Origin of the sequence: Zooshikella ganghwensis, from assembly GCF_018263875.1 — a bacterium.
In the GTDB taxonomy this organism is placed as follows: domain Bacteria; phylum Pseudomonadota; class Gammaproteobacteria; order Pseudomonadales; family Zooshikellaceae; genus Zooshikella; species Zooshikella ganghwensis.
Genome location: NZ_JAEVHG010000034.1, coordinates 1 through 21,740 on the forward strand (window position 1 = coordinate 1; position 21,740 = coordinate 21,740).

The following is a 21,740-nucleotide window of genomic DNA, read 5'->3' on the forward strand; positions in this document are numbered from 1 at the left end:
TTTTTTATCGAAAAAATCCGCGAAAACCATTCATCGCGCACAACAATATATTCACTATTACCAGCTCGCGAAAAAGCGACGACCACCGTGTATTACTGTTCATCCGGATGAATATCAAGCATTAAAAAATGATATGGCCCAGTGCCACCATAAACCACCCTTTACCCTGCAAGGCGTACCTGTCAAAGCCGTGAATACTGTCCACTGAGGAGACTTGAGCATGTTAATTTTAACCTTTCGCCGTTCAGAAAGAGCGTTTATCAACGAGCATACGATTCTGACCTTCGCAGAAAAAGACTACCAACATAACGCGCGAATTACGATTAAAGGTCCTCAGCTCGATTATAACCAGTGGCTCAGTATTGGCGATAAACTCACGCTTGAAACCATACCCTTAACTCTTTTTCTTCTGGAAAGAAATAGTCGTCACCAAATTCGTATTGGTTTTGATGCGCCTGACAATATCATTATTTTGCGGGAAAAAGTGTATTTAAGAAATCGTCAGAAAAGAATGGCCGCTTAATTATTCAATAAATAAGGGGAACAAGATGAACGCACCAAAACCCAATTTAATTTCGGTGGATGAGTGGATTAAGCACCGCTTTATTGCCGGGGCACCCAGTCGTTTAACCGTACAACGTTTATGCCGTAATGGCCGCCTTCCTGCCACTAAAGTCGGGGGCTTATGGTATATCGATGTGAATGCTGAAAGAAACCACACCACAGGTAATGCATTAGTTGATCGCGTATTAATGGGTTAAAGACATGACTCCTCGTAAACGTTCACATAAAAATAAAGGGTTGGAACCTAACTTATACACCTATGGTGCCAATAATAAGTATTACCGCTATCGGCATCCTCGCACAGGAAAGTACTTCCCGATGGGTAGTGATCGCGCAAAAGCACAAACCGCTGCGCGGTTGTTAAATAGTCGTCTTGCTGAACATAACTTCCTGGTGGAACGAGTCGTGGATGACCATCGCACCAACCTGGCCTTTTTAATTGAACGCTTTAAAGAGGAATATTTACCCTTAAGAAATTTAAAAGCACGTTCCCGTGATAATACGCTTTACCGCTTAGGGCGTGTTGAACGCGATATTGGCGGACGAGCGCTGGATGAGCTCACGGTGCAGTTTATCGCGGATTATTTAGACCTGAATTTTACTGGCGACAGTTATCGTCAACATCGTTCGATTCTGGTCCAGTTGTGCCGGTTTGCCATCACCAAAGGATTGATGGATAACAACCCTGCTGAAGTAACCCTAAACAAGCAAGTACAAAAGAAACGGCGCCGTCTTACACTAAAGCAGTATCATGCCATTTATGCCCATGCAGAGCCTTGGCTACGTAATGCCATGGATTTAAGCCTCATTACCCTGCAACGAGCCGGCGATGTCTGTAAGTTGAAGTTTGAAGACATTCACGATGGCAAGATGTTCGTCATTCAGGAGAAAACCGAGAAGCATGGTGAATCGGCCTATCTTGCTATTACTTTAAATCCGCTTCTAAACACCATTATTGATCGAGCGAAACAGTCGGGTATTCATAGCCCACATGTTGTACATCGTGAATCACTATCTCGTATCAATCAGACTAAGCGCAACCATCATCATACAGCGGTAAGACGGGATTTTTTAAGCCGAGCGTTTACCAAAACGCGGGATATGACCAGCCTGTTTAATGGCATTGACCCTTCCGAAAGGCCGACCTTTCATGAGATCCGTTCGTTGGGTGGTTACCTGTATGAGCAACAAGGTTTTGAAAAGTCATATATTCGCAAGTTAATGGGTCATACATCGGAAAAAATGACCAATGTCTATCTAGATGGGCATGAAAACCGGTGGACGGAGTGTAATGCGGATTTACCCATTCAATTGTTAAAAATGAAGCCTGATATGTAGCAGCTGGAAAATTAAGTGGATATCACAAAGAATCTTTTATGAAACTCAACACTTTATTTTTATAATTTACCGTATCAAAAGCAAAAATGTCTTCATGTGAGGCACCATCAACTAACCACAACTGCTTTTTAACGCGTACGACTTCATACATTCGCTTAGCCTCTTCAGGTTTAGTATGCTTGTCATTGGTGCCACTAATTATGAATACAGGTACTTTAACATTTGGCAAAACATCGATTGGTCTCAACTCCGACAGAGTGCTATCAATTCTTAGGGGGATTTGCCAATACAAAAGAGGAGCCAGTAATCTTCCTACTTTGCCCAGTCGAATTTCAATTCTATTTTCAACAGCCTCTTCAATCGTTGGATACACTGATTCTAAAATAAAGGCATCAACGTTTATTGGTCCATTCCCTAGTAAAGCTGATGCACCACCAAGCGACTGCCCAATGGCCACAATTTTATTACACTTTTCAACCTGCCTAAGGTACTCAACACCATTAGTCGCATCTTGAGACTCTCTTATGCCAAAAGTAATCATATCACCAGGTGTTTCACCATGTGCTTGTAAATCAATCAACAGTGATGTGATTGAATGTTCACGAAGAAATAATGACCTGTCTACCATACTGGATCTATTAGATCTCACACCGTGCATAAGAAGTGCACAGACCTCATTTGTTCCTGCTTTTAATAATGAGCCATGTGTACCTTTATAAACAACGGAATCAAAGCCTCTTGGCATATGTACTACCTGATTTACAGGTTTAGCCAAAAAAAAGCCTATTCCGAAGACCAAAGCACATAAAACGAATATCGCAAAGACAAAAATGATTGCTATGTTTCTCATTACCATCTTACTTCAAAAGAATCTCAATAATTGGGTAACCTGTACCGCCAGGCTTCACTTTGAACCTTTGATGGAGTGTTAACCATCAAGCTATCAAGCAGCAATTATTTTGATGTCAAACTCTACCATATAATGATCGTAGGAAATGGTTTAACTCCATTTCTGAAACTAGAATACAATATTCATTGATAAATACTTCGCCAGTTGAGATACATATTACATTAACATCACATTGGGCATTAGAACGATAGGTGATTGATCCCATACAGTCTTTACCTTCAAATTCGACAATAGCGAATGTAGTGTTTTTTTGGTATTTGTGCTGCTCAACTTTTGGCTCATTAACTAGAATAACGTTTCCAATATTTTAAGGCTTGTGCCAGCCTACAAAATAAGAAACTAAGCGCTCTTCATTCCTAGCAGAAACAGAACAAGGCCTACATAAACCCTCACCATCTAATTCTACAGCACATGTTTTACATAAGGTGTCACCACATAAGCTGCACTCATAACCACAAGAGCAATCAATACATTTCTTTTCGTAAATGGTACTCATCATTAAATTACCAGTGATATTTAACAAAACTGCGAGTTTATATGTCACACACAAATAGTGAACTTAACCAGATTGTTATGCGATATTACCCACAGTACCAAGTTCCTAGGTGAGCAAGATTTACGTTTTTGGACCTAACACGCCAACAGTACTCAATCTCTCTTACAGTATTTTTCTAATATTTTTGCTCATAATTAACTACGAGTACCACCCATAGTAAGCTCGTGTTTTTTGCTACATTTTGACTATGATTGTTAGATGATTACTTCTTGAGCAGCTCACAAATTTCACCCTCAGTTAAGTTTTCGTATTTCCTATTGAAAGGCTTAGCCGTATCTAGTGCAATAAGAACCGAAAACTTTTTAGGTTTTACTTCAATATTAAGATAAGCAGGTATTTCATGAATCCTGATATGATACCAAGAGCTAGTAAAAAATAATTGGTCTTTACTTACTTCCGAGAAAGCAATTCTAATACACTCTGGAAAAGAAAAGCTATTACCCGCAATAGTTAAAGACCATGTATTAATATCAAAACTGGCTGGCAAATACTTATCTGGCAATCCATTTAAGTGGCCACTTTCATCAAGCTCAATTATCCTGTCTTTATGTGCCATAGCACTGACACTAAATAGCAGAAAGACAATTAGTAACCAAAAATTCTTAACCATCATTTATAATACCTTGTTAAACGGCAGTCAAAAGCGTAGCCGTGGCCGAGCACTTGCTATGTTTACCTGTGTATTGTGACATTACCAATCCGCTCCACGCTACCATCTTTATTTAGGTATTGGACAATGTATTGACCTGCCTTGACAGAAGAAATATCCACACCTTCGATTTTCGTTGAATCATACGTTTTGGAAATTAGAGTAGTAGTGATATATAAATTAAGTACGCCATCACCTGTATATACATGTACTGACTTTAAAGCTAAGGCAGAGTTTATTTGGGTAGGCTTAACTGTAAACTCATGCAATCCAGAAACATCACCTCGTAAAATAAGCCAGTTGGGGTTCTTATCTTGACCGCCAATGATTATACCACCAACTGATTGGACAAAAGCCCAATCCTGTCTTTCTTCCACTTCAGAACATGAGACTAAAGCTAAGGAAAATACTAAAAATATTATTTTCATTACTCCAAAACCTGATTAACAAAATGATCAAGACAAGGAACTGCGCTAACGCGTCCAGCCCGCAGGGCGATGCTTGCCTGTTAGTTGCTTACTGTACATAGCTTAAATTACCGTCAACGAAGCCTATAGCAAATGCTTTTGCAGCTTTGAGTTTATTTACATTTTTGGAATTTGATTGGAGATACTTCTTAGCCATAGCAATAATGTTTTCTTGTGCTTCTTCCCATGAATCTCCAAATAATGAACTTGATACTGACATTTTACGATTTCGGGGAATCCAGTTTTCATTACATGCCCAATCTTCATCTTCTGGATCAAATTTGCTGGAGCCAACTATTTCAATATTAAACGGAGACTCATATATATTGATATTAAAGGCAGTTATTTCATCTGGTATTTTCTCATTCAACTGTCCATCAAGCCAATCAATAAAATCCTTGTCATTTTGAATCATGGATTACTCCTTCATTGCTAACTAACGGCAGCAGCAACGTGCGAGCATTAGCGCATCCGATTGCCTGTTTTTGTTATGCACTAAATCCACTCTTGATCTTCGGTAGATACTGTAATATCAGATTCTAATTTCCCCGTATGCTTAGTACTCGCTGGTTCAATCATCATGAAATGTGTATCTGGAGTTGCAGACGGGCAATGTTCCACGCCCTTCGGAACAATATACATTTCACCAGGCGAAAGTTCGATAATTTGGTCTCGGAGCTGTAACGTGAGATGACCTTTGAATACAATAAATAATTCATCTTCATTCTCATGTTGATGCCAAACAAGCTCACCACTTCCTTTGGCTATTTTTACCAATTGACCATTTGTTTGAGCTATTATTTTAGGTGTCCACTCTTCTGAAAACAAACCAAATTTTTCACTAATATTTATTTTACTCATACTTACCCTCATGTATAACACCTTGGTAAGGTGTGCCGCCAGACGTCACGTTGAACAATTTGTTAAGTGAATATACCACTATGAGTAACCTATTAAAGACTCAATTGATAAATCTAAATTCGGATTGTATGTTTTAGTGATTTTTATCCATCCCCGCTCTTGCCATAGCTTAAATATTTTTACGCAAATGGGTATTAAACTCGAGGAATTAGTCATTTTTGTTGGTGTACTATTTAGCTTGATAAAGCTTTCAACATCTCCACCAACCTCATAAGCAATTAGATATTTTTTACAAGGATCAAGAATATAGTTATCTATCTCTGCCTTGGTAAATATTGTAGCTAGATCATAATCAGAAACACTATATTTACTTAATTCAACTATAACCTCATCTGCAAACATCCAAGCTGGTTGATAGTACTCAATCGTAAATTTTAGCTTCTCTTTCAGATCGAAAATCGTAGTTTCAACACAGCTCATAAAATTACCATATCACCAATCCACATAACATTTTTTTACACGGGCGAAAAACGAACATCAGTGAGTTTTGAGTCCAATGCCAGGAATAAACAGCGTACTACAACTTGTTAGATAGTTGCCACCCCTTACCAAATACCTCTTATTCTTCCCATGTGTTATCTTCGTAGTAGGACTCGATGGAATAAGGTGTCATTTCCCTCAGTGGCTCTCCAGAGTGGTACCCTCGAGCAAAAAATAGAAATTCACGTGAAGGTGATTCAAACTGTAGAATAGCGCATCCTAGATCCATGAAGTAGAGCGATCCACCCTGGGCTTGCCCATAGTCAGTACTCTGGTTAGCAAAGTGAAGAGCGGCCGAAAGCTTATCCATTTTTAAAACATCTTCGCCAGCAATGATTAGATGTTCAACATCTGCTGGATAGATCGTAAACGCGCTAAGTTTTCCATCTTGATAATTGCAATCTCCAATGCCACTAATCTCTACCTGCAGTGATTCTACTTCCGACTTTGACATACCAATTTTTAGTGGTCCTAACCCAACGAATGGTTCAAAAATAAGATCCATAATGCAGTTCCTTTTAAGTCTTTGATCTATCCGCTCAAACTTGTGTCTCAGACCATCTAACTCCTTAATGACGTGCGCTGACAGACGTCAATTTGAAGCACTAATTAGGCTAATTTTTTATTTTTATGTAAGTTACATGCGATATCATGTTTTTTTATTATTTGCTCTTGCGAAAAATCAGAACCCAGCGTCTTAATTAACCTAACGACACTGAATTTTTGCGACTCACGTGCATATGATTTATCCCATGCTTGATAATCTTGTGTAGTGCAGTCTATTGGGCTTTTTATTTTGATAGTATGGTGCTTCATAAGATAAGGCTTAGGTGTAAGCCTTGCCCGATAACAATTTTGTTTCCTGGATAGTTCTATATACAACCAATCGACTCCCAACCTCCTCATCAATTTGGTATAGCCTGGTGAAGACGGGTCTATATATGTCTTTCCTATAACTCTAATTCCTTTTTGTGTCTCATAAATCCTAAAGTCCGTACCCAATACCGAAGCCTTTTTTATATTTTGTTCAAACTTCGCAACGATACGATCCTTCTTGGAGAGTTTGCTGATAGGTCTAAAGCGATCTAAAAAACTGACAGGATAGTCATCTAAATCCAAAATTGTATACATCGAGGTATTTAGTACCTTTGCCCCATATCTGCATACAGTTACAATATTTTTTTCGTCAAATATTTCGATCACATGCTCTTTTATTGCAACTTGATAAGAGTCTTTAGACTCACCAGCCTCAATTCTTGCTTCAATCCTTTTCGCTTTATTTTGAGCCTCTCTGCGCGCATCCTCTACTGATGTATTTGATCCTGCGAGAACAGAGATTTCCTCTTGGCGATCTGCAATTTTTATTATAAATCGATCTTTAGCCCAAAATTTAAAATACTTCATAAATATCCCAATTCGCCCTCAACATAACGAGGTTGTAGAAAAACAATAATGAACATTAGCTTGACTACAATCTGTATTTACTTTTTTATAACCTACCATTTAACCCAATTCACTCAATACCTACTGCATTTTGCATAAATAACAAGGCTATATTGTAGCTAGTTTTATGGTTAAGTAATGGCTCCATAATTGATCAACTTTTCGATATTATGTACTAAACAACTTCAATTGTCCTTATACCTTCTTTTCACCTCGTAACGAAAACCGATTCAGCCCTTTATTGCTAGCAATATTGCCAAATACCGGTTCAACAGTGGTCATCCGATGAGCATAAATTTGTTTACCTAACAGGCTATCAACGCGTCGCATCATCCTGTCCGTTGGCGTCGGTTTGAGCCATACCAGCCTATGAGGTGCCAAAGTTTTCTCCCTTTTGCTTTATTCTCAACTTCTTCTGGGGCTTTCCTAGGACATAACATTCATGACGCTGCAGAGCATCCCAACGAATGTAACGAGTGACTTGAAGAACTTGTTAAATATTTGACCACTCAATGTTACTTACTCCTGTCTTAGAGCTAATAATTGCGTGTAAGTTTGCTTTAGCCACTTCTACAACATGACTGCTGTTCTTTCCCAATATTCGTGAAATAAGAGCAGTTTTTGCTTCTGGCCATACTTGCCAAGTTGGCGGTTTTGTTGGCTCATTACTTTTACCAAGGAAAAAGCTAATTTTATTCTTTTCTTTAGCCGCTGATATTACACACATGTAGCCTTCATCTGCTACTTTTTCTATTACATAACCACTCTTTTCGAGTTCACTAACAAGCCAGGCCGCAAACTCGGGATTTGAACTGAACGCCGCTGACTGAAAATAAAGGCACTTATTCATTTTAATTTAACGCCTTACTGGCGTGCGCCAATAAGCGTCAAGCAGACACTTTTGTTATGTAATTTTATCTGTATATTCATCAAAGTTATTATATTGCAAAACCCTACCATCCTGCAAAAGCTCTAAATAAACACCTTGGTTATTCATTAATTTATTTATGAACATATCAGTGTATTGCTTAGGTAATAGGTATTTTAGCTTTGAAATACATTCTTTTTTTGAACCAAACCGAAAGTTACATTCTCCATCATCATGAGTTGATATTTTCGCAATATCACCAATTTGAGCTTCGAATTCAATTATTTCAATATCACCCTCAGTTTCTAGAAAGTTTACAAACTCTCCAACAGTTTTAATAATTGGTATATCTGATTCAGTAGCCCACCCGAAGTCCTTGTATAAAGTTGCTCCTAAACAATCTACAGAAAACGACTCGTTATTATCAAAAAGTCTAATCGCATCTACAGTTTCACAGCCACCAACATACAGCTCTACCATATTACCGTGATCATTATATAAGAATGGGTTAAATCTCATAAATTCACACTGCATAATGTATAAGAGGCGGCGTTTTTTTATCATCCGCCTTAATGTTATTGTTCTGCATTACCATATTTTCCACCATGGCTTTGACTCAAGATTGAAGACATTTCCTGCTATCGCATTTAGCTGCTTAGCCTCATTAGGAGTCAAGTAGAACCAGATTGATGCCTGCCCGTTGTCTTTTGGGTAAAATTCAAAACCCTCTACTTTTAGATCTTCCATAATGGAGGAAACTGTCTCTGGATCAGCCCAATCATCATCGACCTTGATATCATAAAACTTTTGCTCTCCATCGACCTTGTACTGAAGGCATGCCTTGCCACCTTCTATATCAATTTGGTCTGAAACATCTGATAGGTTTTTAGCTCGACCTGTAATCCGATGAAAGTTCTGAACGATACTGACATAGTCTCCATTGCTAGCTATGCATTCTGTGTCGAAGTTCCAAGCTCTGTCACAGAAAAACCTTCCCCAAGGAGCTTCTTCCACCTCGATGCCATAGACGAAGAGAATCAAGCCAAATGGGCTTTCCTCATAATCATTCCGATCGAATGATGTAAGAAAATCTTCAACAGAGATTCCTTCATTCAAGTGTATACCGACTTGAGCTAACTTTTCGATTTGGGTTTCTAGCTTCATTGTAAACCTGCAGAACATTTGGGTAAGCTGTGCCACCTGGCGTCAATTTGAACCTTTTGTTCGGCGCATTTCTGCCCTATCGTAACCCGTCATGACAAGCTCAACAAACTGGTTTGATTGCCCATCTAAAGCCTCTTCAATAAGCCTTCTGCCCAACCCTAACTGTTTTATATCCTCACCTATGTAAATGGCACAGTTTTGAGGCTCATCTTCGTCTTCCAAATATGATTCCACAATAACTTTTATGATTTCACGAGGATCTTGAGCGCCCAATATACTCATTAAGGCCTTAACAGCGAGAACAAGCTCTTCACTTTCATAGTCTATTCTCGTGCCAACAATCGGTGGCCAAGCCCACCGAAAGGCCATTTTTATAGGATTTCTTGTTAAATTATCTGAGATACTGATTTTTTCATATTCATGAATAAGTCTTTGCTTTAGCTCATCAACGCTTAACTCCTCAAATGAGTTTCTTCCTAGAACTACACAAGAGCAAAACTCCAACAAGCTTAATAATTTGTCGGTAGCTTTATATGAGCCCATAGATGCTTTACATTCAAGATAATCCCATGTAATCGGTGAATCATATAATTGAGGAATTGTTTCCAATTGCATTTATTGCTATTACCTTTACCCGCCTAACAATTAATGAACGTTATTATGACATAATACATTACGTCACTTTGTTACATCCCTACAGACATCAGATATAAATAAGCTTAGTAATCCTTCAGAAATCAAATTAAATATTATTACAACTTTTATAACATATAATTGATTCCTACAAAAAATACCTAAAACCAATAATTTAATTCACGATAAACCATATTTTTTTAAAATATCCTCTAATACCAGCAAGTACTTTATATATTGATAATTTTTTATTTTTGATTTGTTTCAGGATATTGACGGAAGCATCTACTAGTTCTGTCATACTCCACCATGGCTTTTCATACCTCTTTACTACTTCAAGTCTTGCCATTTGTCAGAGGCCATACTGTTTCATGGCCATTTGAAATGAACTCATCTTTGACACTCCTGCTTGTCAAGCTTTCCCAAGTAGCAACACAACTTCAAGATTGGTAGCGAAGTGGACGTTGTTACTAACACAGCACGCTCTGACTCAAGGCTAATAGAGATACAGCAACACCACCCAATCATTACAGTCATGTTAAGACCCACACTTGAGTACAAACCTTCCTGTCAATTGGACAGCTTGTTACTGGTCATTAAACAGACAACATTAGGAAACAGAAGATTGAACATTACCTTGAGAAAGATGACACACGACAGAATAGTAAACTTAAATGACCGATCAGTTCAAAATATAAAGACAACAACTGACGTGTAAAAAGAAGGGAAAATTCGCGTTCTATATACTTAAAATATACTTAAAGTTTACTTAAACGAGAATGACTATCAAAAGCAAAAAGCCCGTAACTCATTGAATTACAGGCTTAAAAATGGTCGGAGTGAGAGGATTCGAACCTCCGACCCCCACAACCCCATTTTGGCGCGCAACTCTACTTAACCTATTGATTTTATTGGAAAACAGGGGTTATTTTGGGGTGGAAAAATCGGAAAAATTTCCCTTTTGTAGTCACAGAAGTCAAGGGCTGCAGCGGAGGTTTTGCACAGGGTTTTCAGGTAACAAATTATAAGACATATCATGTATAAGCATTAACTAATAAAGAACAACTTAAATCACTAACGGCCATAAAATGACGTCTTCATTTCCGTCATCATCTTCCTCTTCAACAAGAACCCAATCGAGCTTTTCAGCTACTCTTGAAAACAGTTTTATATAGTCAGTGCGCTTACCCCTCGATTTTGACCCAACCACACTTATCAAGTTGATTGACTCAGGACATGGTCCTTCTCCACTGAAAGACCCATCTATAGTCTTATCAATAACTATTTCTGCCCACATATTTGTATCAGACACTCCAAATCCCTTTTCACCCTTACGTTCAAGCAGTAATTCACTTTCCATGAATGCAACTAGCTCTAACGTATTGACACATTTGCTGTATTCAGCATCAGCCTTTATCTCAAAATAGTAATATAAATGGCTCCACATACTTCCTCACTCAAATCGTAACCATGAATATATGGTCAATAATCATCCAACTTACCCCTCTTACTCATATTGAGCGATCACTTTAGTCGTGATTTTATATTGAGATGAATTTGTGGTCACACTGGTCATTCAATTGTAAACTTTTACTTTTGAAAAGATAGTTAAGAACATATATCAATGACCCAAGATCAGAATATCTCAACAGAACAAAAAGTTTCATCTGGCTGGAAACCAAACTCACTTATAGCCAGTATGCTGGCGTTGTTTTCCCTACCTTTAGGATTTTTTTATGCAGGTAGGCCTGGTGTTGGCATTATTTATTTAGTTTGTGGAATACTCATTTCAACATTTGACTACATTAAGCACAAGTTTATAGCACCCGACTCCTCACTGCTTAACATCCCCTTTGTTCTACTATTTGTTGTGGCAGCTGTAATACATGCTTTCTTATTGGCTCAAGACACTAAACCAAGACCAAAACCCTGGTATGCAAAGCCAGCAGGGTTAATTGGTATATTGGCCATAATTCTTACTCCTTTAGTAATAATCAGATCATTTTTTTACGAACCATTTTCAGTTCCTTCCAACTCTATGGCCCCAACCATCACTATTGGAGATTTGATCGTCATATCCAAAAAGCCATATGGCAACTATGGAACATATGGAGTCAAATTCAGTACAGGAAAGGATTTATCTCAAGTAATCAAGCGTGGAGACGTGTTAGCTTTTCACGACTCAGTCAAAAATGATGTCTATGTTCGACGCGTCGTTGGGCTTCCTGGAGATACGATTAAGTACGAAGACACTCGACTTTATATCAATGGCAAACTCATCCAAGAAAAGCTAATTTCTAGCCTCAACGACCCTCGGTTTGGCAATTATAAAATTTATGAGGAATCATTTGCTGGGCAACCTTACCACATCAAAAAAATGGATAGACAATTTGGAGTAGTATCTCGCTTAGAAGGTGAATGGACCGTTCCTCAAGGACATTATTTCATGATGGGTGACAACAGAGAAATGTCCAAAGATAGTCGAATTTGGAAAGCTATTTCACAGGCAAATATTATTGGTAAAGTAATTTATATCTGGTAACTACAAGCTGGTAATCACTAAAAATCAACATCAGTAAACGTTTACCAGTGGTAAACAATGAATTATTTACAGGGTTATCATGTTTGACATAGCTGCAATAATTTTCTTCTTTGTAATGGCTGCACGGATTACGAGAGGATTATTTCAAGAGTCAAAAATATTTGAAGCCTATAATCTACACAAGCACTTAATTGTGTTAGTTTGGTTATTTCCAACTGCTCCACTAATACTATACTTAGCAACTGCATATTTAGGGATAATCGTCGCAATCATTCTAACTATTGCTTGCTTTATTCCAGGATTCGTTATCGCCCGTCAACAACGGCGTGTTCTTGAACGAACAGGCACTGATAAGACCAAACGAGCGCTTGTATTGGTAAATAATGTAAATGGTTTAGCGTTAATCGGATTGATCTATGTAAGCTGTATTGTTGTTATTACGTTTGTAAAATTTAACCTCTGATTAATCAATTTTACTCTTTATATGAAGTAGTAGCGCAGAATATAAATAAAGCCCACATTTGTGGGCATAGTAGCTACTGAGTTATATTATATTTTATCTATAAACTTAGTAATGACTTAATAATGTTGTTGAGAATTTGACAGCAAACTGTTTCATTTGGCGAAGCTTGAACAATTCATGCTGTAGACTCTTCAACTGCACTCTCTCCTTGGACACATCCACTCCATGATCTGCAACGATATCTAAAGCGTTATGGATACGGGCAAAATCAATCGTATCAGTGAAAGAATTAATGACGTTGTGACATCCCTTGTGACAAGACATACAAACTCCTTATTGGTACATAACTCTCCAGTCTTATATTGGCATACCCGTTCAAGCTTACCTGCCCTACCGTGACTCGTTAAGCAGAAATGTTCACAATCCCAACTATGGGATTTTTAGGGATAAACGTTCGATTAGGAGTGATTAATGGTGTAGGCATCCCATAGTTGGGACAACATTTTCTGGAACAAGTACGACAAATGAATCATAAAATACGTCATACAACACATTGACTACTTTTCCATCACTGTTGTTTAAATTAAAATCAACTGATGGACGTAGTAAATAGAATTATGGCTCGCTTAAAGGATGAGCTACGCAGTAAGCAGATTACTCAACGTAAACTAGCTGATAGGGTTAAGTTACCCAGATCGACGTTTAATCGTCATCTCAACACGGGACACATTAGGCTTTGTGATTATTTGAAGGCCTATGAGGTGCTAGGTATAGAGTGCCCTGTTGTTTTGTCTGATAAAGAGTATAAGCTACTAAAAGCATCAAGAGGTTTGTCAGGTGATGATTATAACGTCGTGTTATCAGTCATAAATCAACTCAACCGTAAGTAACGTCATAAATAAGACCATCTCATTTGAAGTGGCCTTACTCTACACAAAGTCTGCTAGCCAAAAGCCTTTCATGCGCGCTTCTTGAATAAACCATTCACTCGCTTGTTTTTTATTTGATCTCATCAGCTCTAACCCATAATAGTACATAGCTTCAGCTTGAAGGTTATATGCCGCTTTCATGAGCCAGTAACGATAAAGGTCATGATCTGCAGGACAAGAGTTTGTACCTACTTTATAAAGCATCGCTAATTGAAATTGTGCACCCGCATGATGTCGGTTTGCAGCATTAAAAAATAGGCTTTTTGCTTTGTTACCATTACGAATAACAAATTCACCATGCAAATAGTGCTTGGCTAACTCATACATCGCATCAATGTCACCGTCATCAGCACGCCTCTGAAGAATATCGATGAGCATTTTTTGCCACTTTTTACCTCGCGCCTCAGTATTAAGTACACCATCCCCATAACTATAAATAACACCTAAATATTGGCATGCCTTAGCAACACCTTTTTGGGCTAAGTATGTGAATAACGCAATGGCAGTTTCAGTATCATTACTTTCATAGGCAGCTTTTGCCTTGTCTAACATAGCATCATATGTAGTATTCACAACTAAGTTATCTCTAGTAATTTGTGGGAGTAATGCACTTTATCGTTTACAAACAAACGCTTAAACACATTAACAACAATTAATTCCTAATAACCAAACATCCTTGTTTCATAAAATACTCTTACTAGATTTTTACTGCTCTAGCGGTTCCATTTCAAAATTATAGTTATCCGGATAACCCAGAGACCATAAAAATGGGACTAATACAAAAAAGCCTCCAATGATAGGTCCTACCTGAGCTTCCTCCTTGCTTATTTTTACATTCTTATCTTTGTACCCATCTTTCTTCAGTGTCACACTCTTAGTTGTGCCAGCAATACTTTTATCACCATAATCAACAGGCGTGTCTCCTACATAGTTGCCATCAACATAAACCTTTGCCTTCGATGGGTGTGAATCGATTGTTGTATAACTTGCACAACCAGTGACAAAAAAAATCAGAATCAAAATAGTTGATATAGTTTTTTTCATCCTATTTCCTTTTATGAAGAGTAAGTTAACTCAATTACTTTTTTAAAAAGTAAATTACATTTTCACTTATCAATAAAGACATATACGGCCGCACCAACCATTATACCCTCATGAACAATGTTATTAATTTATGACCTATTACAGAAATAAAGGCTCAAAAAAAGATTATAAGTTTTTTTTGGAAACCACTCTGCTAATTACAAAAATCTTTTTGAGTACTCAGATGAAATAATGAATGCTTTCCTAATTTACCACTACTTAACATCAGTTACTGCATATCTACTGATATTTTCAAAAGTGTAAGAGCTATTAACTTATTTTGCCAAGACCCAACATTAACAAACAAAACGAATGTACTTTTTTGGTGATATATCAGGGTAGTAAGAAGCGACATTTTAATCTTATTCATTAAAGAAGTATTTATAATTGATGAGCATCATATAAACAACAACACACATGTATCAAAATGTATTTCACACCAGGATTAGATACAAACATTAAAGTCTACTAAAACAACATTTTATTTTTTTAACAAAAAGATATAAGTCGTTAAAACAATATAATAATCTTTTAATTTAAGTATTTTTTTGGCTGAGTTTATTATTAAAAAGACTAGTAAATATTGCTAACAAAAAAGCTATTGGACTTTGGAGGTTACCTACCACTCATCTGATTACGTAATAACCGCTATCATACAAAGTTAATGACCACTAACATCTAAATAACCTTAGACACTTACCTGAAAACTCATATAGCTAGCAGTTATATAAACGGAACTGCAGCACCCTTATGTTCTGACCCAAGTCATGTTTACAAACACTGCAAACTGATTAAAATTCGCGCAACCCTGATAAACAAAAGCACACTTTTTGCTTGGTTTGACGTAGTTAGGTGGAGCATATGTCATATTCACAAGAAGGTATAAACGATAGCTCTCCTCTTTTACCCTTAGAACTCAGAAAATTTATAATACTAATTTGAAGAATTAAATTACGTAAATTAGAACAAACCAGATTTTATTTATTTTCATAAAGTACTTTATAGGACTTTAAAAAACATGTTTAAAAAAATTTTCGGCACAATAGTTTTATCTATTGTCTCTCTTAATAGTTATGCGCTGGTAGTGGTTAAATGTAATGGAAAATCTCAAACATGTGACCCTAAGCTAAATGTTTCATTTTATGCCTATAGCGCTTACAACTATAAGATTAATGTCACTACATCCCCACAACACTGTAGTGATGTTCGCTTTGACATTGATGATGGAACAAAGATAATTGGCAGCTCAAACTTTTTAGGGGCCGGCGCTTCAACACCTTATTATCCTGTTCCTATCGAGTCCGATGGAAACCAAAAAATTACGCTAGCCGTCCAAGCAACAGGTCGAAAAGGTGGCTGTAATACAGGCTATTTAGGCGCATGGGCTGCTACTGTTAGCCTTAAGACACAGGCTAAAATATGCGAAAATGATGGCTATCAGAAAGGTTACAATTCTTGCTCTTCTGTAAGGGTTATTCCTAAAGAGTCAGGATCAGGAAATACATGTAAAGCAGGAAACCCTATTGCTATCGCTAATGGACTCAAAGTTCAAATCGAAAATGATTTTACAGGTCCATTTAATTTAACTCGTGTTTATAATAGTAATCTTGGCTATTGGTCATTCAGCTACCGTCAACATTTAATTTTAGTCGATGAAAATACCCTTTTACTTGAGCACAGTGATGGTAAGACCTTCCGCTTCACTAAAAATGCCTCTGACCAATGGCAATCTGATAATGATGTTTTTGCAAAATTAACTGCGGTTAATGAAAATAATGCACGCTGGCAAGTGATTTATTCTGATAATCGAACAGAACAATTTGATGAAGAAGGCCGTTTAATTGCCATAAAAACATTACAAGGGCAGCGTTGGACTTTAAGCCATTCAACCAATACAACCACTATTAAAAACCCCTTTAAAGAAACACTGGTTTATACATTAAAAGATGACTTGGTTGAAAAAGCAGTAATTAATGCTTCTAAAACACTACAATACCAGTACGATGACAAACAACGCTTAATTAAGTTCACTTTGGTAGATGGCTCAACACGCCAATATCACTATGAAAATGCTACTTTCCCCTACCACCTCACGGGCATTACTAATGAGCAAGGCGTGCGCTATGCCACTTGGGATTATGATACACAAGGCCGTGGTATTTTAAGTGAGCATACAGATGGTGCTGAAAAGGTTACCTTTGAATACCACGATGACAACAGTACAACCGTTACCAATCCCCTAGGTAAAAAAACCACCTATTATTTTTCCGAAATTGAAGGAGTTAATCGTGTCACTAAAGTCGAAGGCCATGCTTCTGCAAGTTGTGCCGCCGCCAACCGCGATTACACCTATTACGATAATGGCCTGTTGAAATCTAAAACCGATTGGAAAGGTGTTACCACCGCTTACCAATACAACGACCGTGGTCTTGTCACTCGTCAAGTGGTAGCAGAAGGTACGCCACAAGTGCAGGTGACCACCACTGAATGGCATGACACCTTCCGTCTGCCCACCAAGATGACACAACAGGGTATCACCACCGAATTCACCTATGACGAACAAGGCCGCTTGGTGCAACAACGCCAAGTGTCTTCGAAGTAATGGCCTACCCGGAGCGATCAGGAAGTACGATGAAGTTATTAAGCCAAACACTGTTAACCACTGCCATCCTGGCAGGTCTGGCCTCGGGTGCCACGGCAAGCGATACCCGCCATGTGCGTTATGAATATAACAACTTCGGACAGGTCACCCAAATTGATGGGCCTCGTACCGATGTATCCGATATTACCCAATTCAGTTATGACGATCAGGGTAACTTAACCAGCGTCACTAATGCATTAGGTCATACCACCCAGCTACAAAACTTTACTGAACTCGGTAGCCCGCAACGTGTTGTGGATGCCAATGGGGTAACTACTGAACTGACGTATAACGTTCGGGGCTGGTTAACGGCCAGCAGCACGGCAGGTGCCACCACGCAATATACTTACGATGCCATTGGCCAGGTTACGAATATCACTTTACCCAGTGGTGCCAGCTTAAGTTATGAATACGACAATGCTGGACGCTTAACGGCCGTCAGTAACAGCCAGGGTGAACGTATTGAATACACCTTGGATGCCATGGGCAACCGTACTCAGCAATTACTCAAATCTGCTACCGGTGAGCTCGTCCAAACCCAAAGCCAGGTGTTTGACGAGCTGGGCCGACTCATTCGCTCCGTCGGTGCCGCCGGTCAAACCAGCAAAGTGTCGTATGATGTGAACAGCAATGCGACCGGTGCTGTGGATGCCAATAACCATGGTTCCAGCTATGGATTTGATGCACTAAATCGTTTAGTTACCTCAACCGATGACCTGAACCAAGTCACCAAGCTAGACTATGACGCGCAAGGTAATCTTGCCAAAGTCAGTGCCCCCAATGGCGCAGTGACCCAATACGAATACAACGGTTTTGGTGAATTGGTTAAACGCATCAGTACCGATACCGGTGTCACCACTTACCAATATGACAGTGCGGGTAACATCACCCAGAAAACTGATGCCCGTGGTGAAGTCACTCAATACCGCTATGACGCTTTAAACCGCTTAACCGCACGGACTTACCCTAGTCAGCCCAAGCTGAATGTTACTTACCAATACGACGAGACTGATAATGGCAACGTCGGTATAGGTCGCTTAACCAGCGTCAAAGACCAAGCTGGGTTAATTGCCTATTACTACAATGCCCAAGGCAACCTGACCAGCGTGATGCGTGGTATGTACGTTGCCGGTCAAGAAGTCATCAACAATACCCTGTACCAGTACAGCCATGCAGGTTATATCACGGGCATCACCTACCCAAGCGGAGCCTCTGTTAGCTATGCCCGTAATAGCTTAGGTCAGGTCACCGGTATCAACTTCAGCCGCAGTGGCAGCGATGATGAAATCAATGTTGCGCAAAACATCAGCTACCTGCCTTTTGGTCCGGTTCAAACCCTAACCTGGGGTAATGGCTTAACCCTGAACCGCCAGTATGACCAGGATTTCCAGCTCACCAGTCAAAGTGTCCAGGGCATTCAAAGCCTGAGTTATGGCTATGATGCGGTCGGTAACATCCTCAGCATTGATGATGGTTTACAGGCCAGCCTGAATCAGAAATTTGAATACGATGCCTTAGATCGCTTAGCCCTGGAAAGTGGTTACTTTGGCAAGAAGACGTATCAATTTGATGAAGTCGGTAACCGTACCCAGCGAGTTTGGACCACTAAAGCCGACGATCAAGGTAAAAGCCAAACCCAAAAACAAACCCTGAGCTATCACGACAACAGCAACCGCTTAGCCAAACTAAACAACCAAACGGTGAGCCTGGATGCAATGGGTAATACCCTGGACAGCCAGCGCCGTCAGGCCACCTTTGATGCACGTGGTCGTCTCAGTGGTATCAGTGTCAATGGTCAGCTCAAGGCCAACTACAGCTATAACGCCTTAGGCGAGCGTGTCGTCAAAACACGCTATAAAGGTAAAAACACAGAATACACACTCTTTACCTATGACTTAGCTGGCCAGTTACTGTCTGAAACCTTACATGATGGCAACCGTAACCGCTTAACCCGCCACTATGTGTGGTTAGGCAGTATGCCAGTGGCCATGGTGGAAGAGGTTTACCAGGCCAATGGTAAAATCGCACGCCAACAGGTCAACTATATCCATACGGATCACCTCAATACGCCACGCCGTGCCACCAATACCGAAGGCAGCTTAAGCTGGGCATGGTACAGTGATGCCTATGGCATCGGTCAGGTAGACCAAGACATCGATGGCGATGGCCGCAAGAGTTTTATTGCGCTACGCTTTCCAGGTCAGTACTACGATGCAGAGAGTGGGCTCTTTTACAACTATTTCCGCGATTATGATCCTAGTACTGGACGCTACATCGAAAGTGATCCGATTGGGCTAAAAGGTGGGTTAAATACCTACGCGTATGTTGAGGGAAATCCTGTTTCATATGTTGACCCAAAAGGTCTTTTTAGATGGATTAGAATGTTACCAAGAAATCAGCAAACGCGTGTTAGAAACCTACCAAGAAATGTGCAAGAAAACTGGGGCAATACACCACAAGTAAGAAAGCCAGTCAGGAATAGACATGGAAATAGACCATCTGATGATGTTCCTGAGTGGGCTAAAGGACAACGACCTTTAAACAAAGACACTGGTGAAACATTTGCAAAACGTTTATGTGACGAGAAATTTCCAGACGGGTATAAAAAAGGGCCTAATACCCCTTATAGTCAGATAAAAAAATGGGGAACAAGAGATTTTGAGCGAACCCCTTTACCAGAAGCACCAAGCTCTGGCCTTCAAGAGCTTAATTTTCCAGGAAGTCCTCTCTTTGATCCCGCTACATATGATCCTTGGGAAAATCCTTTTGAGAACCCAATATGAAAGAATATTATCCAATTTTGTGCAAACACGGTGCTAAAACTCTTTACCTAATATATGTCAGTACATCAGTTGATTATATACTGTCAAAACACAGTAATCACATTGCATTTACCAGCTTTGAAAAGTGCAAAATGTTTATAGCAGATAACAAACTTTTTCCTTTTCATGAAGATGAGTTAGGGGTTTTTAATTTTGATGTGATTGATAAATTTATCAAAAATAACGGCAAAACTGATTTTTCTAGAGAGGTTTTAGATTGCTGGGATTTATTTGATGATATTGGAGAAAATAATACTAAATATTGGGCTGATTACTGTAAAAAATCAGAGGAATTAAGGGATTTACACGAAAAACTGTTTTTTGAAATTGATGTATTTAACAGTGGTGACATTGTTAAATCATGTTGGAACAGCAGTGATCTTCTATTAATAAAAGATTTACTGGAATTTGGATTAATGTTATTCAATCAACATTTACATATAGAGGAGTAATTAAGCAACTTATTAATTAACTCCCAATGAAGATTAACTTGATAGCCTGCATCTGCAGGCTTTTTTATTATAATTTTAATTGCCCCACAATGTTTTTTTAGCGTTATGTCTTAGAATTAAACCTTCCAATACAATTCTAGCCGCTTTCTGATCTTCTTCATCAAAATCCAGCAGGGCTTCCATTTGCAGCTTGAGTTCTTCCCCAGGGCCGCGCTCATGGTCGGCAAACACCAGGTGGTCCAGTAATTCACGAACGAGCCTTTCATTTCACCAACTTCACCGACACCCCATACCCCTCCCCACTCATCCGGTGCCTAGCCGTTTTAATCAACCATTGACCATCCAACCCAGCCCGTAGACCAGTGATATTAATGGGTCTCTCCGCCATCAACTTTGGATCACCCGGTAAAGTAATTTCCAAACTCGATTTGGAGCGCTCAGCGCCTTTAATGGCTGCATTAACTGCAGCTTGGGCCGCTTCCCGTGTGGGGTACTGCATACTTAAGGTTCGAGCAGGTTCGCCCTGCCCTACTGTTATTGATTCAGTTTGGCCTGTACTACTGTTGTGGTATTTCGCTACGACACGTTTATAACCTGAACGTTCGGGCAAGCTGCCTCGATAACTCGTGATGTCTTTAGCCGACAAGTGAATGGCTTCCAGTTTCTCGCCGCTGGTTGTCTTACCCTGTGGTACGGCCTGAAAACCTTAGACACTTTTTATGGTAAAAATGTAACTTAAACCATAAGAGGTAAATCATGGGTAAAGGTATCCGTTACTCAGGCGAATTTAAACAAGAAGCAGTCAACCAAGTCGT

30 protein-coding genes are annotated in these 21,740 nt (G+C 39.1%); 10 read left to right on the forward strand and 20 right to left on the reverse strand.

The genetic code is table 11. The features are described 5' to 3' along the window. The 4 genes from KHS79_RS24835 to KHS79_RS24850 form a co-directional block, all read left to right on the forward strand. Positions 1–208: hypothetical protein (locus KHS79_RS24835; RefSeq protein WP_212722871.1), on the forward strand; the 208-nt coding region annotated here is incomplete at its 5' end. A gap of 12 nt (positions 209–220) precedes the next feature. Further along, the gene (locus tag KHS79_RS24840) at positions 221–523 is read left to right on the forward strand and encodes a carbon storage regulator (protein ID WP_212722872.1); all 303 of its coding nucleotides are present in this window, start codon (positions 221–223) and stop codon (positions 521–523) included. 25 nt (positions 524–548) lie between these two features. Then, on the forward strand, positions 549–761 hold the full coding sequence (locus tag KHS79_RS24845) for a helix-turn-helix domain-containing protein (protein WP_212722873.1): 213 nt from the start codon (positions 549–551) through the stop codon (positions 759–761). A 4-nt stretch (positions 762–765) separates the two neighbouring features. Continuing rightward, positions 766–1,902, forward strand: coding sequence for a tyrosine-type recombinase/integrase (locus tag KHS79_RS24850; RefSeq protein WP_212722874.1), 1,137 nt, complete (start codon positions 766–768; stop codon positions 1,900–1,902). Positions 1,903–1,924: 22 nt separating this feature from the next. On the opposite strand, the gene KHS79_RS24855 is transcribed toward KHS79_RS24850, so the two are convergent. The 15 genes from KHS79_RS24855 to KHS79_RS24925 all read right to left on the reverse strand — a co-directional run bounded on the left by KHS79_RS24855 (position 1,925) and on the right by KHS79_RS24925 (position 11,440). Next, on the reverse strand, positions 1,925–2,752 hold the full coding sequence (locus KHS79_RS24855) for an alpha/beta hydrolase (RefSeq protein ID WP_212722875.1): 828 nt from the start codon (positions 2,750–2,752) through the stop codon (positions 1,925–1,927). An 818-nt stretch (positions 2,753–3,570) separates the two neighbouring features. Then, a complete protein-coding gene (locus tag KHS79_RS24860; protein WP_212722876.1) occupies positions 3,571–3,981 on the reverse strand; it encodes a hypothetical protein in 411 nt (136 codons plus the stop codon). A 59-nt stretch (positions 3,982–4,040) separates the two neighbouring features. Then, complete coding sequence (locus tag KHS79_RS24865; protein WP_212722877.1) at positions 4,041–4,445, reverse strand: hypothetical protein; 405 nt, start codon at positions 4,443–4,445, stop codon at positions 4,041–4,043. An 88-nt stretch (positions 4,446–4,533) separates the two neighbouring features. Then, entirely contained in the window at positions 4,534–4,899 is a 366-nt protein-coding gene (locus tag KHS79_RS24870; protein ID WP_212722878.1) for a hypothetical protein, read from the reverse strand. A gap of 80 nt (positions 4,900–4,979) precedes the next feature. Continuing rightward, the gene (locus KHS79_RS24875; RefSeq protein ID WP_212722879.1) at positions 4,980–5,345 is read right to left on the reverse strand and encodes a cupin domain-containing protein; all 366 of its coding nucleotides are present in this window, start codon (positions 5,343–5,345) and stop codon (positions 4,980–4,982) included. Between the two features lie 78 nt (positions 5,346–5,423). Next, entirely contained in the window at positions 5,424–5,825 is a 402-nt protein-coding gene (locus KHS79_RS24880; RefSeq protein WP_212722880.1) for a hypothetical protein, read from the reverse strand. A 139-nt stretch (positions 5,826–5,964) separates the two neighbouring features. Next, complete coding sequence (locus KHS79_RS24885; protein ID WP_212722881.1) at positions 5,965–6,390, reverse strand: hypothetical protein; 426 nt, start codon at positions 6,388–6,390, stop codon at positions 5,965–5,967. A gap of 104 nt (positions 6,391–6,494) precedes the next feature. Continuing rightward, the gene (locus tag KHS79_RS24890) at positions 6,495–7,289 is read right to left on the reverse strand and encodes a hypothetical protein (protein ID WP_212722882.1); all 795 of its coding nucleotides are present in this window, start codon (positions 7,287–7,289) and stop codon (positions 6,495–6,497) included. 234 nt (positions 7,290–7,523) lie between these two features. Next, positions 7,524–7,709: a transposase gene (locus KHS79_RS24895; RefSeq protein WP_233468581.1), complete on the reverse strand. Its 186-nt coding sequence runs from the start codon at positions 7,707–7,709 to the stop codon at positions 7,524–7,526. 112 nt (positions 7,710–7,821) lie between these two features. Continuing rightward, positions 7,822–8,178 (reverse strand): hypothetical protein, encoded by a 357-nt coding sequence (locus KHS79_RS24900; RefSeq protein ID WP_212722883.1) that lies wholly within the window; start codon positions 8,176–8,178, stop codon positions 7,822–7,824. A 54-nt stretch (positions 8,179–8,232) separates the two neighbouring features. After that, the gene (locus KHS79_RS24905; protein ID WP_212722884.1) at positions 8,233–8,715 is read right to left on the reverse strand and encodes a hypothetical protein; all 483 of its coding nucleotides are present in this window, start codon (positions 8,713–8,715) and stop codon (positions 8,233–8,235) included. Positions 8,716–8,784: 69 nt separating this feature from the next. Continuing rightward, positions 8,785–9,378, reverse strand: coding sequence for a hypothetical protein (locus KHS79_RS24910; RefSeq protein ID WP_212722885.1), 594 nt, complete (start codon positions 9,376–9,378; stop codon positions 8,785–8,787). A 24-nt stretch (positions 9,379–9,402) separates the two neighbouring features. Then, on the reverse strand, positions 9,403–9,975 hold the full coding sequence (locus KHS79_RS24915) for a hypothetical protein (RefSeq protein ID WP_212722886.1): 573 nt from the start codon (positions 9,973–9,975) through the stop codon (positions 9,403–9,405). Positions 9,976–10,168: 193 nt separating this feature from the next. Continuing rightward, positions 10,169–10,342 carry a hypothetical protein gene (locus tag KHS79_RS24920; protein WP_212722887.1) on the reverse strand — a complete coding sequence of 58 codons (174 nt, stop codon included), beginning with the start codon at positions 10,340–10,342 and terminating at the stop codon, positions 10,169–10,171. Positions 10,343–11,059: 717 nt separating this feature from the next. Continuing rightward, positions 11,060–11,440, reverse strand: coding sequence for a hypothetical protein (locus KHS79_RS24925; protein WP_212722888.1), 381 nt, complete (start codon positions 11,438–11,440; stop codon positions 11,060–11,062). Positions 11,441–11,617: 177 nt separating this feature from the next. Between KHS79_RS24925 and lepB the strand changes: the two genes are divergently transcribed. Further along, entirely contained in the window at positions 11,618–12,535 is a 918-nt protein-coding gene (gene lepB, locus KHS79_RS24930) for a signal peptidase I (protein ID WP_212722889.1), read from the forward strand. A 79-nt stretch (positions 12,536–12,614) separates the two neighbouring features. Then, a complete protein-coding gene (locus KHS79_RS24935; RefSeq protein ID WP_212722890.1) occupies positions 12,615–12,998 on the forward strand; it encodes a hypothetical protein in 384 nt (127 codons plus the stop codon). A gap of 105 nt (positions 12,999–13,103) precedes the next feature. Here KHS79_RS24935 and KHS79_RS24940 read toward each other — a convergent pair whose 3' ends face one another. Continuing rightward, positions 13,104–13,322 carry a hypothetical protein gene (locus tag KHS79_RS24940; protein ID WP_212722891.1) on the reverse strand — a complete coding sequence of 73 codons (219 nt, stop codon included), beginning with the start codon at positions 13,320–13,322 and terminating at the stop codon, positions 13,104–13,106. A 293-nt stretch (positions 13,323–13,615) separates the two neighbouring features. Between KHS79_RS24940 and KHS79_RS24945 the strand changes: the two genes are divergently transcribed. Further along, complete coding sequence (locus KHS79_RS24945) at positions 13,616–13,888, forward strand: hypothetical protein (RefSeq protein ID WP_212722892.1); 273 nt, start codon at positions 13,616–13,618, stop codon at positions 13,886–13,888. Positions 13,889–13,927: 39 nt separating this feature from the next. On the opposite strand, the gene KHS79_RS26315 is transcribed toward KHS79_RS24945, so the two are convergent. Further along, positions 13,928–14,500, reverse strand: a complete 573-nt coding sequence (locus tag KHS79_RS26315; protein WP_212722893.1) for a tetratricopeptide repeat protein — start codon at positions 14,498–14,500, stop codon at positions 13,928–13,930. 132 nt (positions 14,501–14,632) lie between these two features. Then, entirely contained in the window at positions 14,633–14,971 is a 339-nt protein-coding gene (locus tag KHS79_RS24955; RefSeq protein WP_212722894.1) for a PEGA domain-containing protein, read from the reverse strand. Positions 14,972–16,028: 1,057 nt separating this feature from the next. On the opposite strand from KHS79_RS24955, the gene KHS79_RS24960 reads away from it, so the two are divergent. The 3 genes from KHS79_RS24960 to KHS79_RS24970 are packed head-to-tail and all read left to right on the forward strand — an operon-like array spanning position 16,029 to position 20,925. Then, positions 16,029–17,612, forward strand: a complete 1,584-nt coding sequence (locus tag KHS79_RS24960) for an RHS repeat protein (protein ID WP_212722895.1) — start codon at positions 16,029–16,031, stop codon at positions 17,610–17,612. A 29-nt stretch (positions 17,613–17,641) separates the two neighbouring features. After that, positions 17,642–20,434, forward strand: a complete 2,793-nt coding sequence (locus KHS79_RS24965) for an RHS repeat protein (protein ID WP_212722896.1) — start codon at positions 17,642–17,644, stop codon at positions 20,432–20,434. Continuing rightward, positions 20,431–20,925 (forward strand): hypothetical protein, encoded by a 495-nt coding sequence (locus tag KHS79_RS24970; RefSeq protein ID WP_212722897.1) that lies wholly within the window; start codon positions 20,431–20,433, stop codon positions 20,923–20,925. The genes KHS79_RS24965 and KHS79_RS24970 overlap by 4 nt, the downstream gene beginning before the upstream one ends. Positions 20,926–21,000: 75 nt before the next feature. Here KHS79_RS24970 and KHS79_RS24975 read toward each other — a convergent pair whose 3' ends face one another. Then, positions 21,001–21,156, reverse strand: coding sequence for a hypothetical protein (locus KHS79_RS24975; RefSeq protein WP_212722898.1), 156 nt, complete (start codon positions 21,154–21,156; stop codon positions 21,001–21,003). A 31-nt stretch (positions 21,157–21,187) separates the two neighbouring features. Then, the gene (locus KHS79_RS24980) at positions 21,188–21,571 is read right to left on the reverse strand and encodes a hypothetical protein (protein ID WP_212722899.1); all 384 of its coding nucleotides are present in this window, start codon (positions 21,569–21,571) and stop codon (positions 21,188–21,190) included. Between the last annotated feature and the right edge of the window lie 169 nt (positions 21,572–21,740).

Excerpts from the sequence above, each read along its gene's own strand:
- KHS79_RS24880 (WP_212722880.1), bottom strand. The coding sequence starts at position 5,825 with ATGAGCTGTGTTGAAACTACGATTTTCGATCTGAAAGAGAAGCTAAAA.
- KHS79_RS24855 (WP_212722875.1), bottom strand. The coding sequence starts at position 2,752 with ATGAGAAACATAGCAATCATTTTTGTCTTTGCGATATTCGTTTTATGT.
- KHS79_RS24860 (WP_212722876.1), bottom strand. The coding sequence starts at position 3,981 with ATGATGGTTAAGAATTTTTGGTTACTAATTGTCTTTCTGCTATTTAGT.
- KHS79_RS24885 (WP_212722881.1), bottom strand. The coding sequence starts at position 6,390 with ATGGATCTTATTTTTGAACCATTCGTTGGGTTAGGACCACTAAAAATT.
- KHS79_RS24910 (WP_212722885.1), bottom strand. The coding sequence starts at position 9,378 with ATGTTCTGCAGGTTTACAATGAAGCTAGAAACCCAAATCGAAAAGTTA.
- KHS79_RS24900 (WP_212722883.1), bottom strand. The coding sequence starts at position 8,178 with ATGAATAAGTGCCTTTATTTTCAGTCAGCGGCGTTCAGTTCAAATCCC.
- KHS79_RS24955 (WP_212722894.1), bottom strand. The coding sequence starts at position 14,971 with ATGAAAAAAACTATATCAACTATTTTGATTCTGATTTTTTTTGTCACT.
- KHS79_RS24970 (WP_212722897.1), top strand. The coding sequence starts at position 20,431 with ATGAAAGAATATTATCCAATTTTGTGCAAACACGGTGCTAAAACTCTT.
- KHS79_RS24960 (WP_212722895.1), top strand. The coding sequence starts at position 16,029 with ATGTTTAAAAAAATTTTCGGCACAATAGTTTTATCTATTGTCTCTCTT.
- lepB (WP_212722889.1), top strand. The coding sequence starts at position 11,618 with ATGACCCAAGATCAGAATATCTCAACAGAACAAAAAGTTTCATCTGGC.
- KHS79_RS24850 (WP_212722874.1), top strand. The coding sequence starts at position 766 with ATGACTCCTCGTAAACGTTCACATAAAAATAAAGGGTTGGAACCTAAC.
- KHS79_RS24870 (WP_212722878.1), bottom strand. The coding sequence starts at position 4,899 with ATGATTCAAAATGACAAGGATTTTATTGATTGGCTTGATGGACAGTTG.
- KHS79_RS24925 (WP_212722888.1), bottom strand. The coding sequence starts at position 11,440 with ATGTGGAGCCATTTATATTACTATTTTGAGATAAAGGCTGATGCTGAA.
- KHS79_RS24965 (WP_212722896.1), top strand. The coding sequence starts at position 17,642 with ATGAAGTTATTAAGCCAAACACTGTTAACCACTGCCATCCTGGCAGGT.
- KHS79_RS24840 (WP_212722872.1), top strand. The coding sequence starts at position 221 with ATGTTAATTTTAACCTTTCGCCGTTCAGAAAGAGCGTTTATCAACGAG.
- KHS79_RS24890 (WP_212722882.1), bottom strand. The coding sequence starts at position 7,289 with ATGAAGTATTTTAAATTTTGGGCTAAAGATCGATTTATAATAAAAATT.
- KHS79_RS24945 (WP_212722892.1), top strand. The coding sequence starts at position 13,616 with ATGGCTCGCTTAAAGGATGAGCTACGCAGTAAGCAGATTACTCAACGT.
- KHS79_RS24905 (WP_212722884.1), bottom strand. The coding sequence starts at position 8,715 with ATGAGATTTAACCCATTCTTATATAATGATCACGGTAATATGGTAGAG.
- KHS79_RS24915 (WP_212722886.1), bottom strand. The coding sequence starts at position 9,975 with ATGCAATTGGAAACAATTCCTCAATTATATGATTCACCGATTACATGG.
- KHS79_RS24935 (WP_212722890.1), top strand. The coding sequence starts at position 12,615 with ATGTTTGACATAGCTGCAATAATTTTCTTCTTTGTAATGGCTGCACGG.
- KHS79_RS24940 (WP_212722891.1), bottom strand. The coding sequence starts at position 13,322 with ATGTCTTGTCACAAGGGATGTCACAACGTCATTAATTCTTTCACTGAT.
- KHS79_RS24920 (WP_212722887.1), bottom strand. The coding sequence starts at position 10,342 with ATGGCAAGACTTGAAGTAGTAAAGAGGTATGAAAAGCCATGGTGGAGT.
- KHS79_RS24865 (WP_212722877.1), bottom strand. The coding sequence starts at position 4,445 with ATGAAAATAATATTTTTAGTATTTTCCTTAGCTTTAGTCTCATGTTCT.
- KHS79_RS24845 (WP_212722873.1), top strand. The coding sequence starts at position 549 with ATGAACGCACCAAAACCCAATTTAATTTCGGTGGATGAGTGGATTAAG.
- KHS79_RS24875 (WP_212722879.1), bottom strand. The coding sequence starts at position 5,345 with ATGAGTAAAATAAATATTAGTGAAAAATTTGGTTTGTTTTCAGAAGAG.